Source organism: Phragmitibacter flavus, from assembly GCF_005780165.1.
Classification (GTDB): Bacteria; Verrucomicrobiota; Verrucomicrobiia; order Verrucomicrobiales; family Verrucomicrobiaceae; genus Phragmitibacter; species Phragmitibacter flavus.
In genome coordinates this window covers 226,252-238,912 of record NZ_VAUV01000007.1, presented here as the reverse complement: position 1 = coordinate 238,912, position 12,661 = coordinate 226,252, and the positions used below count along the sequence as shown (strand labels likewise).

11 protein-coding genes are annotated in these 12,661 nt (G+C 58.4%); 10 read left to right on the top strand and 1 reads right to left on the bottom strand.

The window, feature by feature from the left end:
• Window positions 1-3: 3 nt before the first annotated feature.
• The gene (locus FEM03_RS10890; protein ID WP_240772750.1) at window positions 4-1,386 is read right to left on the bottom strand and encodes an MBOAT family O-acyltransferase; all 1,383 of its coding nucleotides are present in this window, start codon (window positions 1,384-1,386) and stop codon (window positions 4-6) included.
• A 166-nt stretch (window positions 1,387-1,552) separates the two neighbouring features.
• Between FEM03_RS10890 and FEM03_RS10885 the strand changes: the two genes are divergently transcribed.
• From FEM03_RS10885 to FEM03_RS10850, 10 genes are all read left to right on the top strand, one after another.
• Complete coding sequence (locus FEM03_RS10885) at window positions 1,553-3,319, top strand: hypothetical protein (protein WP_138086282.1); 1,767 nt, start codon at window positions 1,553-1,555, stop codon at window positions 3,317-3,319.
• A gap of 146 nt (window positions 3,320-3,465) precedes the next feature.
• Window positions 3,466-5,508: a DUF4132 domain-containing protein gene (locus tag FEM03_RS10880; RefSeq protein WP_138086281.1), complete on the top strand. Its 2,043-nt coding sequence runs from the start codon at window positions 3,466-3,468 to the stop codon at window positions 5,506-5,508.
• A 398-nt stretch (window positions 5,509-5,906) separates the two neighbouring features.
• A complete protein-coding gene (locus FEM03_RS10875; RefSeq protein ID WP_138086280.1) occupies window positions 5,907-6,662 on the top strand; it encodes a GDSL-type esterase/lipase family protein in 756 nt (251 codons plus the stop codon).
• Between the two features lie 281 nt (window positions 6,663-6,943).
• Window positions 6,944-7,132 (top strand): hypothetical protein, encoded by a 189-nt coding sequence (locus tag FEM03_RS24750; protein WP_206170965.1) that lies wholly within the window; start codon window positions 6,944-6,946, stop codon window positions 7,130-7,132.
• A complete protein-coding gene (ccoN, locus tag FEM03_RS10870) occupies window positions 7,119-9,533 on the top strand; it encodes a cytochrome-c oxidase, cbb3-type subunit I (RefSeq protein ID WP_138086279.1) in 2,415 nt (804 codons plus the stop codon). The genes FEM03_RS24750 and ccoN overlap by 14 nt, the downstream gene beginning before the upstream one ends.
• A gap of 12 nt (window positions 9,534-9,545) precedes the next feature.
• Window positions 9,546-9,743, top strand: a complete 198-nt coding sequence (locus FEM03_RS10865) for a hypothetical protein (protein ID WP_138086278.1) — start codon at window positions 9,546-9,548, stop codon at window positions 9,741-9,743.
• Window positions 9,744-9,755: 12 nt separating this feature from the next.
• Window positions 9,756-10,349 (top strand): cbb3-type cytochrome c oxidase N-terminal domain-containing protein, encoded by a 594-nt coding sequence (locus FEM03_RS10860; RefSeq protein ID WP_138086277.1) that lies wholly within the window; start codon window positions 9,756-9,758, stop codon window positions 10,347-10,349.
• Window positions 10,350-10,388: 39 nt separating this feature from the next.
• On the top strand, window positions 10,389-11,825 hold the full coding sequence (gene ccoG, locus FEM03_RS10855) for a cytochrome c oxidase accessory protein CcoG (protein ID WP_138086276.1): 1,437 nt from the start codon (window positions 10,389-10,391) through the stop codon (window positions 11,823-11,825).
• Window positions 11,791-11,961, top strand: coding sequence for a hypothetical protein (locus FEM03_RS24405; RefSeq protein ID WP_166442783.1), 171 nt, complete (start codon window positions 11,791-11,793; stop codon window positions 11,959-11,961). Before ccoG ends, FEM03_RS24405 begins: the two co-directional genes overlap by 35 nt.
• A complete protein-coding gene (locus FEM03_RS10850; RefSeq protein ID WP_138086275.1) occupies window positions 11,942-12,661 on the top strand; it encodes a sulfite exporter TauE/SafE family protein in 720 nt (239 codons plus the stop codon). Before FEM03_RS24405 ends, FEM03_RS10850 begins: the two co-directional genes overlap by 20 nt.

Here is a 12,661-nt window from a genome sequence, read left to right as displayed (position 1 = left end):
AACTTAAAATTGGAAATACAAAAACGGACTGAACCCACTCGTGAACATCATCGCCACCGCCACCACGAACAGCACCAGCCCCAGCACCGCCTTCCACAACACGAACCGACGCAATATCGTCTGCGTGTTCGGCATCAACCACACGGCAAACAACCCCACCGCCATCGTCACCAAATTCGCCCCGCTCAACAACTCCGCCTGCAACATCAACGCCGTCGGACGCACCTCCGCCCCCACAAACATCACCTTCAAATACCCCACCGCCACCTCAAAATTCTCCGCACGGAAAAACACCCAGCCCACCAGCACAATCACCAACGTGTAGGCCATCTTGATCACCCTCGGCAACCGCGCCAGCGACGCATGTTTGCCAAACCAACGCTCCAACGCCAGCACCCCGCCATGGATCGCCCCCCACGCCACAAAATTCCACGAAGCCCCATGCCACAACCCCCCCAGCAACATCGTCGCCATCAGGTTGATGTAAGTCCGCGCCGGTCCCTTCCGATTCCCCCCCAGCGGAATATACAGATAATCCCGCAAAAACGTCGACAGCGAAATGTGCCAGCGCCGCCAGAAATCCGTGATGCTCACGCTCTTATACGGCGACGCAAAGTTCTCAATAAAATGAAACCCAAACATCCGCCCCAAACCAATTGCCATGTCTGAATACGCCGAAAAATCGAAATAGATCTGCAACGCATACGCCCCGATACCCACCCACGCCATTGCCGTCGTCAGCGACCCCGTCCCCGCCCCAAACGCCCCGTCCGCAATCGCCCCCATCGGGTCCGCCAACATGATCTTCTTCGCAAACCCCAAACAAAACCGCGTCACCCCCAACGAAAAATTCTCCACCGTGTGCACCCGGCTGCGCAACTGCTCCGCCACACTCCCGTAACGCACAATCGGACCCGCCACCAGCTGCGGAAACAACGCGACATAACACGCAAAATCCACAAACGAATCCGCCGGCTTCGCATGACCCCGATACAGGTCAATGCAATAACTCATGCTCTGAAACACATAAAACGAAATCCCTACCGGCAGCACAATGTTACGGAAGAACTCCGGCACCGGCAGCACCCCCCACTCCATCCAGCTTGCCATCCCCTGCGCACTCTCCATCAAAAATGCCGTGTATTTGAAGAACGCCAGCACCCCCAAATTGGAAGTCACCGAAATCAACATCCCCAGCCTCATTCGCCCTCGATCCCCCACTGCCTCCCCACTCGCAATCACCTTCCCGCACCAGTAATCCACCGCCGTCGAAGCCAGCATCAACAACGTAAACCACGGATTCCACCACCCATAAAACACATAACTCACCACCGTGAGAAACAAATGCCGCCCGATTTTGGGGATCAAATAATACCCCAGAACCACCAGCGGCAAAAAATAGAAAAGGAAAACGTGCGAACTAAAGACCACCGTCTGCCAATAAGCAGGAAACTCCCCCACGCAATTAAAACACACACATTCCCGTCGAATCCACCTCTTCCATAATCCCACGCTTGCCATTCCACCCCAAGAACTCCTACTTAACCCCACCATGACCGGTCGCCATCTCCTCATCCCTCTTCTGCTGATCCTGCTCAGCCCGTTCCTTCCGGCCCAAACCGAAATCGTCCCCCCTTCCGCCCCCGCTACCACCACCTCCAGCACCACCGAAACCCTCCTCACCCTTCACGACAACTACCAGAACATCGTCCGCCAGCTCAGCGACCTGCGCAAACGTGCCGCTGCGGAAAAAGACCCGACCGTCAAGACCGACCTCGAAACCCAGATCACCAACCTCGACAAACGCCGGCTCGAACTCGAGCGCGATTTCATGCAAATCGCCAGCGGCATCAGCGACCAGGACTACAACGGCACCTCCGAACCCACCACCCCACCCACCGTTCAGGAAGAATTCCAATCTCTCATCACCCCGCTCATCGGCGACCTCCGTGAACTCACCAAACGCCCCCGTGCCATGGAAGCCCTCCAACAACAAATCGCCATCCAGGACGATCGCAGCACCCAGGCCCAGGCCGCCCTCCTCCACATCGAGAACCTCATCGGCGAAATCAAACAACGCAATTCCGCCAACGCCACCCCCGCCAATCAAAAAGCCCTCCTCGACCTGCTCAATAAAGGCACTCAAACCTGGCAATCCCGGCTCGAAGAAGCCACCGACCGCGCCAAAGTCCTCCGCTACCAGCTCACCGAACTCCGCAAAACCGGTGCCGACTTCTGGGGCCAGATCGCCCTCTCCGCACGCGACGCCGTGTTCGCCCGCGGACTCAACATCCTCCTCGCCCTCCTCACCTTCATCATCGTTCTCGCCGTCCTGCGCGCCATCTACTTCTACATCATGAAATACCTGCCCTTCCGGCAGTATCAACGACTCAGCTTCGCCGCCCGCCTCCTTGATGTCCTCCATCAGGGCGTCAGCATCGTCCTCGCCTTCCTCGCCGCCCTTCTCATCCTCTACGCACGCGGCGACTGGCTCCTCGGCTCCCTCGCCGTTCTCACCCTCATCGGCCTCATCCTTGCCGCCAAATCCGGACTCACCAACTACATGGAGCAGGTCCGCATGCTCCTCAACCTCGGTGCCGTCCGCGAAGGCGAACGCGTCTTTATCAACGGCGTCCCCTGGAAAGTCGGCCGCATCAACCTCTTCACCCAGCTCACCAACCCCGCCATCGGTGGCCCCGGCGTCCGACTCCCCCTTGAGCAACTTATGGAGATGACCTCACGCGTCTCCACCAAGGACGAAACCTGGTTCCCCTGCAAAAAAGGCGAATGGATCCTCATCAACGGCACCGACCTCGCCAAAGTCATCGCCCTCGGCCCCGACTACGTCGAACTCGACGTCCGTGGCGGCCAGCACCGTTGGATCGCCACCGCCGACTTCATGAAGCTCGACGCCACCTCCCTTCACAACGGATTCGCCGTCTCCACCACCTTCGGCATCGACTACAGTCATCAAAAAGACGCCACCACCACCATCCCCAACATCCTCAAAGAAGAAATCACCGCCGGCCTCCTCAAACAAGTCGACCCCGCCCATCTCGTCGTCGTGGTGGTCGAGTTCAAAAGCGCCTCCGAGTCATCGCTCGACTACATCCTCGTCGCCCGCTTCACCGGCGACCAGGCCGACAACTACCCCGCCCTCCAGCGCGCCCTCCAGCGCCTCGCCGTCGACTCCTGCAACCAACACGGCTGGGCCATTCCCTTCCCCCAAATGGTCATGCATCAAGTTCAGGATTCCCCCGAAACTCAGAACCGGCCGCCCGCCCTCGGGAAGGACGCTAGTGCTGGCAAAAGACGTTGAAGCAACTCGGGTCTCATATCGAGAAATCCGCCAACCCCGATATATCCATCGATCTGGAAAAGTGGCGCGATCAAGGCTGTCGACTAATCATGGGTAATCCAGATCACTGCAACCCTATCTAGATAACAATCAGCTCACGCCCCAAAATGACCGCAGACGAGTTCGAACGCTTCAGACAAGCATGCCTAAAAACGTGGCGCCCCTACCCGGTTCGAAACAACCCGCATCCGGCAATAAACCTCAGCCGGGAGGAACAACAGGGAGTTTTAGAAGCGGCGCTCGAATGGCTTTGCTATCACCATCACCAAGAAAATTCATCTTGGGATGTGCTGCGCCTTGTGGGCGAATTGCTGAAAAGAGGCGTTTCCGCCGCGGACTCCGCCGTGTGCGGCTGGATTGAGGCTCAGGCTGCCAAAAGATACCCTTTCTCCAGTCTTCCGCTGGATGAATTGGTTCAGTGGACCGAGCATCAGGAGACGATTGGAAAGTTCTCCATCCGGTTGCTCACGTGTCTAAGAAAACACCTGCCTCTCATTTCTAAACGAGCAACCGACAAGGCGCACCGGGCGTTGATGAGGCGACTCTCGGTGGCATTGAAACTCTCCACCGACGACGTCCTACCGGACATCCGTGATGCATGGACGGCGGTGGCATGGAATTGGCAGAACTCGCTGCCCGCCGACTTACGTCAAACATGGGATGCGCTCCTCGCGCTCGCCAATAGCCAGCACTCTGCCAAGCCGGGCAAGGCTTATCTCCGTGAAGCGGGGGCTCTCGTCATGGAGTTGCCCGTGTTCACGCTCATCATGCGTGATATTCTCGAATCGCTGGGGCGAGACGGTCCGTTGGAAGTGAGATTCCGGGGATACGTATCAGGACGGAAGGACCTGCTGGATGAAGATTTCACCGATCTCCTACGTGCTCTAATCTGGCTCTGCATTCCTCACGTTGACTTGGTTGACCATCTCCGTGACGCAGGTGAACGCTGCCTTCTCAAACTCAAAAACATCGGTCCGCGATCAGCCAAAATCGCGGCTGCCTGCGCCCATGTCCTGAGCCAGCAGGCAGACTCCTCGGCCACCCAGGCTATCGTCCGGCTGCGGACGGCGGCGAAGCACAAGTCCACCCGCAAAGGCGTCGCGAAGGCGGTGACTGCCGTCGAAGAACGCAGTGGTGCCGAGTGGGCCGTTCTGGAGGAAACATCGGTGCCAGATCATGGTTTCACGAGCAGCGGTGAATTAGGGTATAAAGTGGGCGATTTTTCAGTGAGCCTCGCCTTCGCAAGAACCGGCACCCCGACTCTCCTGTGGAGTGACGGGACATCACCACCCAGTTTCAAGCCTCCTGCCAGCGTGGCGCGCGACCACTCCGAAAGCGTGGCGGAAATGCAGATGCTACTGCGTAACCTGAAGAAAACCTGGCGGGATCAAATCCTGAGGTTGGAAGCGATGATGTGCCTCGGACGTCGGATTTCTGGTGGGGTGTGGCGCAGCCATTACCTGTCTCATCCGCTCGTTGGTCCTTTGAGTCGACGGCTGCTTTGGGAGGCGGGTGACACCGTCGTCGGATTCGAACCGTTCGAAAAGGCCAACGAAGACGGACGATGGGTTACCATTGAGGGCGAACTTTTCACGCCGACGGACACCGATTCGGTGCGACTCTGGCATCCGGCTGAGTTGTCCGATGACCAATTTCAAGCCTGGCAGCGGTGGGTGCTGGCCCGGCGATTGATCCAGCCTTTCCAGCAGGCCTTGAGAGAAGTTCATCGGCAGGACGCCAGCCCAGAGGACCAGACCGAGGACACACGCTTCAAAGGCGAAGTTCTCCATCAGGGAACTTTTGCCGCTCTTTGCCGACAGCGAGGCTGGGACTACCAATTTCACGGAGGTCCCAGCCAGTTTGAGCCTTCGGTGGAATTCCTAAAACTAGACATCCGGGCCGCACTCAAAGTGACTGAAAACGTTCGTCCCTCTGCAACGACCGGGCAATTGATCATCTGGCTACACATTGTCAGGGTGAAATTCTTCGCGTGCGGCAGGGCGGAAGCTCTACCACTGCAAGCGGTGCCAGCCGTCGTCTTCAGCGAAGTGATGCGAGATGTCGGTTTGTTTATTGCCGCCAGCAAGGCGGCCCGAGACACCGGTTGGCGAGATGACATCCCTGCATCTGAGAACAGTGGAGATGGATGATGCGCCCCATGCAGGAGTCCTTAATCGTCTAAGCGAGCGGGGACGTGACGGTGCCGTTCTCAGAACGGTGCGCGATGACCCGGATCACGCGTGAGGCGTGATAGGCGGACATCATCGCGGGGCCGCCTGAGGCTCGTTCGAAGCGTTTGATGAGGCGGACCATGCCGACGAGTTGCTAGTGGGCTTCGCGAAACAAGGCACGCAATTGCTGCGTTTGTGATTTGCGCTGAGCGATGGTGGAGCTGGGTGCGACCAACACTGCGGCGTAGTCATCGGTTTCCTTTTTTAGTTGCTGCACATCGGTGGCGTCCAGGACGTAGTCAGTGTCGGGATGCTCGGTCGAGACAACTATACTTGAGAGATGAAGTGTCCTTGTTTAATGAATCGGACATCGAACCATGAAACGATTGCGAACGATCCTTGCCCTTTCCCTGGTCCTCAACCTGTTATTCTTGGGAGCAGGCGTGATTTTTGTCCATAAAAAAGGCGGAGTCTCCTATTTGCTTGCAAAGATCTTGCCATCGTCACGGTCTGAGTTGAGGGCCCCCAGTTACTTTGACTCGCCCGCTTATCAAGCACGGGCCAACACCTATGCCGTTCTACCTCCACAAGAGGCCACGATCATTTTCGCCGGAGATTCGATCACCGATTTTTGTCCTTGGAACGAGTTGTTGCGACGTCCGGCGCTGAACCGGGGTATTGCCGGCGACACCATCGAAGGTTTGCGTCATCGCTTGGACAAAATTCTGCAGCATCATCCCAAACAGCTTTTCCTCATGATTGGCATCAACGATCTTCGGATAGGCAGACCCAGCAGCGAGGTGATGGCAGATTACCGCAATCTCGTTGTGCAAATCCAAACCACCTCACCACAAACCCAACTGTTTCTTCAAAGCGTTTTGCCCATCAATTCCGACGTGTGGCGCTCCACCACAGGCATGAATCTAAGTCCTGCCGTTACCCAGTCCATCAAGGAGTTTAACACAGAAATGGCAACCATCGCTGATGGACAAAAAATCATCTACATCGATCTCTATTCCACGATGGTCTCCAACGGCAATCAACTGGATCCACGCTACACATCCGACGGGATCCATTTGAACGGCTCAGGATACCTCAAATGGCATGAAGTTCTTCAACGTTATCTGCCTTGATATTCCCTCCCCAATCGCCCCTGGCGTCAACCCTCGTTCATTCACCCCGACAACGGCGACCGGCGTGACTTGCCCAGCCACTTCCCGCGCGTGCGTGCCCCCAGTCGTTGAAGGCCTCCAACCCTTCGAAAAACAAGCGCCTCAAAGTGTCTGATTGCCCCACAACCCACCCCTCGCGCGATCTCAAGAAGCGGCATCCAATGCCCAATATGTGCAGAGATTGACACCTGTTTTGCGACTCTATTGAGATACCTGGAAATCAGGTAACCCGGTCGTTCAGAATGGAAGCATTAGCTGTCACCATCTTTCTCAGTTTATTGCTGGCAGGAGGATTTGTGATCCTGTTTTTGGGCAGCCAGAAAGGCACCCGCAACAGCTTGGAACAAGAGGCCCTGCTTCCTCTTGATCCGCCTCAATGCCCAGGCAACCCCCAACCCAAGGTCAAATCACCCCACCATGACACCCCCTGATAAACTCGGAACCACCATCACCATTGAATACGATGACAAAACCGTCCGCTGGTTCATGCTTGCCGCCGTCTTTTGGGGCTTTATTGCCATGGTCGTCGGCGTCCTCGTTGCCACCCAGCTCAACTACTGGCAGCTGAACTTCAACACCTCCTGGCTCACCTTCGGACGCCTGCGGCCTCTCCACACCAACGCCGCCATCTTCGCTTTCGTTGGCAACATGATGTTCGCCGGCATCTACTACTCCACCCAGCGCCTCTGCAAGGTCCGCACTGCCTCCGATCTGCTCTCGAAAATCCACTTCTACGGCTGGCAGTTGATCATCGTTGCCGCCGCCATCACCCTTCCCCTCGGCTACTCCCGCAGCAAAGAATACGCCGAACTCATCTGGCCCATCAACATCGCCGTCGCCCTCATCTGGGTGGTCTTCGCCATCAACTTCTTTTGGACCCTCAAAAAGCGCAACGAACCCTCCCTCTACGTCGCCCTCTGGTTCTACATCGCCACCATCATCACCGTGGCGATGCTCTACATCGTCAACCACCTGCAAATCCCCACCTCCTGGACCCACGCCTATCCCATCTTCGGAGGCGTTCAGGACGCCCTTGTCCAATGGTGGTATGGCCACAATGCCGTCGCCTTCTTCCTCACCACCCCCATCCTCGGCATCATGTATTATTTCCTGCCCAAAGCGGCAGAACGCCCGGTCTATTCCTACCGGCTGAGCATCATCCACTTCTGGTCCCTCGTCTTCATCTACATCTGGGCAGGCCCGCATCACCTTCTCAACACCGCCCTTCCCCAGTGGCTGCAAACGCTCGGCATGCTCTTCAGCCTCATGCTCTGGGCCCCCAGCTGGGGCGGCATGCTCAACGGCTTGCTCACCCTCCGCGGTGCCTGGCATAAACTGCGCACCGATCCCGTCATCAAATTCTTCGTCGCCGCCGTCACCTTCTACGGCATGGCCACCTTCGAAGGCCCCCTGCTTTCCATCCGCGCCGTCAACTCCCTCTCCCACTATTCGGACTGGACCATCGGCCACGTCCACGCCGGCACCCTCGGCTGGAACGGTTTCATGGCCGCCGGCATGTTCTACTGGCTCGCCCCGCGACTCTGGAACACCAAACTCCACTCCATCGCCATGGCCAACTTCCACTTCTGGATCGGTCTCATCGGCATCCTCTTCTACGTCGCCTCCATGTGGGTCTCCGGCATCATGCAAGGCCTCATGCTCAACGCCACCACCGAAGGCGGCACCGTGCTCGCCTACCCCAACTTCGTGGAAACCCTCAACGCCATCCGCCCCATGATGCTCATGCGGGCACTCGGCGGCCTGCTCTACCTCGTCGGCTTCACGCTGATGTGCTACAACCTCTATAAAACCATCCGCAGCGGAAAACCCTACAACGAAACCCGTGAGGTTAACGTTCCCGCCAGCTCCACCCACGACACCATGAAGTGGAAGGACGTCTTCATCAATGACCCCCTCACCTTCACCTTCCTCGGACTGCTCTTCATGTCCCTCTGGTTCTTCCTTCCCCCGGGAGCCAACCTCGCCGCCCTCATCAGCAGCCTCTGGCTCAGCTGGATGGCCGTGAACCGCTTCCGCAAAAGCGGCCAGACCTGGAGCTTCTGGTATCAGCGACTCCTCGAGAACTACATGCCCTTCACCGTGCTCACCCTGCTCGCCGTCGCCGCCGGTGGCATGATCCAAATCCTCCCCACCATCACCGTCAACCGCGCGAAAAACGTCGAGGACAAACTGCAAAAACTCTACACACCCCTCGAACTCGCCGGACGCGACCTCTACGTCAGCGAAGGCTGCTACAACTGCCACTCGCAGATGATCCGCACCATGGTGCCCGACGTTCTTCGTTACGGACACTACTCGCGACTCGGCGAAAGCATCTACGACTTCCCCTTCCAGTGGGGCAGCAAACGCACCGGACCCGACCTCGCCCGCATCGGCGACAAATACCCCAACATCTGGCACTTCAACCACATGCTCGACCCGCGCGCCGTCAGTTCCGGCTCCAACATGCCTGCCTACCCCTGGCTGTTCGAAAACAAAACCGACATCAAAGGCCTGCCCGCGAAAATCGCCGTGCAAACCCGACTCGGCGTTCCTTACCCCCCCATGAACAAACACGAGATCGAACAGGGTGCCATCGAACAAGGCATCGCCATTGCCACCGACCTCAAAAACGCCGGAGCCTTTGCCATGCCCGACACCCAGATCATCGCCCTCATCGCCTATCTACAAAAAGTCGGACAGGCAGACAACGTCGAAAAAGAAGTGCCCGAGATTATTCCCTACACCCCTCCTCCGCTCGCGCCCGCCCTTCCCGACCTTCACCGCCCCGCCCCTCTCCCTCCCGCACCACTGCAAACCACCCAACGCTAACCAACCATCCCCATGTTCCACCGCGTTTTCTACGACCACTGGGCCAGCATCGTGCCCATCATCGCCTTCATCTTCACCTTCGCCGCCTTCATCATCGGCTCCCTTCGCGCCCTCACCACGCGCAAGGAACTCATCAACCACATCGCCCAACTCCCGCTCGACCCCGCCCCTCCCGCAAACCCCACCCCCAATCAAGACAAAAACCCCTGAACCCCTCCCCCCATGTCCTCCTCCCCCAACCCCGATCCCAACACCCCCATCCTGCGTGACCACGTCTACGACGGCATCCAGGAATACGATCAAAAACTCCCCAACTGGTGGCTCTTCACCCTCTACATCGCCATCGCCTTCTTCGTCTTCTACTGGCTCGCCTACTACCAGCTCGGCGTCATCCAATCCGATGAGGAACGCATTAACGACGCCATGGCAAAAATCGACAACACCCGGCTCAAGGAACTCGAATCCCTCGACGACCCCAAACTCTGGGCAATGTCCCTCGACCCCGCCACCATCGCAGCCGGCAAAGCCACCTTCCAACAAAACTGCGCCGCCTGCCACGCCCCCGACCTCAGCGGCACCCTTGCCGGCACAAAACTCCCCGGCGTTTCCCTCTCCGATGTCGAATGGAAACACGGCGGCCTCCCCACTGAAGTCCTCAAAATCGTTCGCAAAGGATCCCCCGATGCCTCCAAAGGCATGCCCCCTTGGGAACCCCAACTCGGCGTCAAACGCGTCGTCGAAGTCGTCGCCTACATCATGAGCCATCACAAGGAAGGCCAACCCATCACCAAAGCCGCCGACTCACCCTCTCACTAAGAAAACAAGGTCACTTACTGGCGGTTCCCCAACCCCATCATGCCCCCCATCACCCCCAATCTCGACAGCGTCACCACCATCGCCAAGGATGGATCGCGGCAGATGCTGCACCCCGCCGACGTGCGCGGACCCTTCGCCCACTGGCGACGCCTCACCGCTCTGGTCCTCATCCTCGTCTACATCGCCCTCCCCTGGATTCCCATCAACGGCCACCCCGCCGTCTTCTTCGACACCGCCAATCTCCGCTTCCACTTCCTCGGGATCACCTTCGCCACCCAGGACCTCTGGCTCGGCTTTTTCGTCGTCACCGGCCTCGCCTTCTCCCTCTATTATCTCTCCGCCTTCTTCGGCCGAGTCTGGTGCGGATGGACCTGTCCCTACACCGTTTTCCTCGAACACATCTTTCGCCGGGTCGAACGCCTCATCGAAGGCGATGCCGTGCAGCGTCGCAAACTCGACAGTGCCCCCTGGACATCAAGAAAGATCCGCCTGCGCCTTCTCAAACACAGCATCTACCTGCTCCTATCGACCCTCATCGCGCACATCTTCATCTCCTACTTCATCTCCCTTCGCACCCTCTACCAATGGATGCAGGGTCCGCCCACGCAGCACCTCCTCGCGTTCGGCATCATGCTCTTCCTCACCGGTGCCATCTACTTTTCCTTCAGCTGGTTCCGTGAACAATTCTGCATCATCCTCTGCCCCTATGGCCGACTCCAGTCCGCCCTGACCGACGACCACACCGTCGTCATTGGTTACGACAAAATTCGCGGCGAACCCCGTGGCAAATCCACCCCCGACGCCCCGGCCGGCGACTGCGTTAACTGCCTGCGTTGTGTCCAGGTCTGCCCCACCGGGATCGACATTCGCAACGGCCTGCAAATGGAATGCATCGGCTGCACCGCCTGCGTGGATGCCTGCAACGACGTCATGATCCGCCTCAAGCGACCGACCGGACTGGTGCGCTTCGATTCCATGGTCGGCCTGCAAGGCGGCAAAACCCGCTACCTGCGCCCGCGCACCCTCCTTTACACCGTCTTTTTCGCCATCGGCATCATCGTCTTTGCCTTCGGATTCAGCACCATCAAACCCCTGCGCATCTCCTCCACGCGCATGACCGGTGCCCCTTATTTCCTCACCGAAAACCTGATCAGAAACCAGTTCCAGGTCCGCATCATCAACAAACGCAACATCCACGTCGACTACCAAATCACCCTTCCCCCCGACGCCCCTGCTGGACTGCAAATCAGCGGAACCAACGATCCCGTCACCGTCGCTCCCGGCGCCGAATCCATCCGCATCCTTGTCCTCACCCTCCCCAAACAAAACTACCAGGACGGCCCGATCAAAACCCTCATCCACGTCACCGAACTCCTTCCCAAAGGAGCCACCGCCACCCGCGCCGTCGAGTTCCTCGGCCCCGACCCCCGCATACAAAACGATGATTACCTCAATCCGCAAAACTATCTCAAATAAACCCTGGCTGTGGATCGTGCTGGCCTTCCTCGTCCTCATCACCGTCTGGACCTGTTTCATCACCATCGCCGTCAATAACCAGCCTGAGAAAATCCCCCTCCCCACCCCTCACGTTGATGCCGATGCCAGCCATTGACACCACCGCCACCGCCTTCTTTGCAGGACTCGTCACCAGTCTCCACTGTGTCGGCATGTGTGGCCCTATGGCCTGTGCCTGGGCAGGCAAAGCCAGCTCCCAAAAACCCACCCCCTTCATCCGCGACACCACCCTCTACCACGCCGCCCGCCTCCTCTCCTACACCGTCATCGGAGCCATCGCAGGCACCATCGGCATCATGCCCATGCAGTGGTTCCAACATGGCCCCGCACTCATCCTCCCCTGGCTTTTGGTCGGCCTCTTCATCATCATCGCCTTCGGCCTCGAACGCTGGCTTCCCAAACCTCGCTTCCTCACCATGCCCATGGCCCGCCTCAAACTCTGGGCCCTGCGACGTCCCCCCTTTCACCGCGCCATCATCATCGGCCTCGCCACCCCGCTCATCCCCTGTGGACCCCTCTACCTCATGCTTGGCCTCGCCGTCGCCAACGGCTCGACCATCGGTGGTGCCAGCTTCGCCCTCGCCTTCGGCTTTGGCACCCTCCCCCTCCTTTGGCTTATGCAAACCCAACTGCAATGGCTCAACCTCAAGCTCACCCCCGTCCGTCTCCGCCAGGTTCAGCGCAGCCTCGCCCTGCTCGCCGTTTTCATCATGATCTGGCGCCTGCGCGGCACCTTCACCGGTGAACCCGACACCAGTTGCTGCCACCCGTCCCTCATCACCGGCGTCCCCCAATGA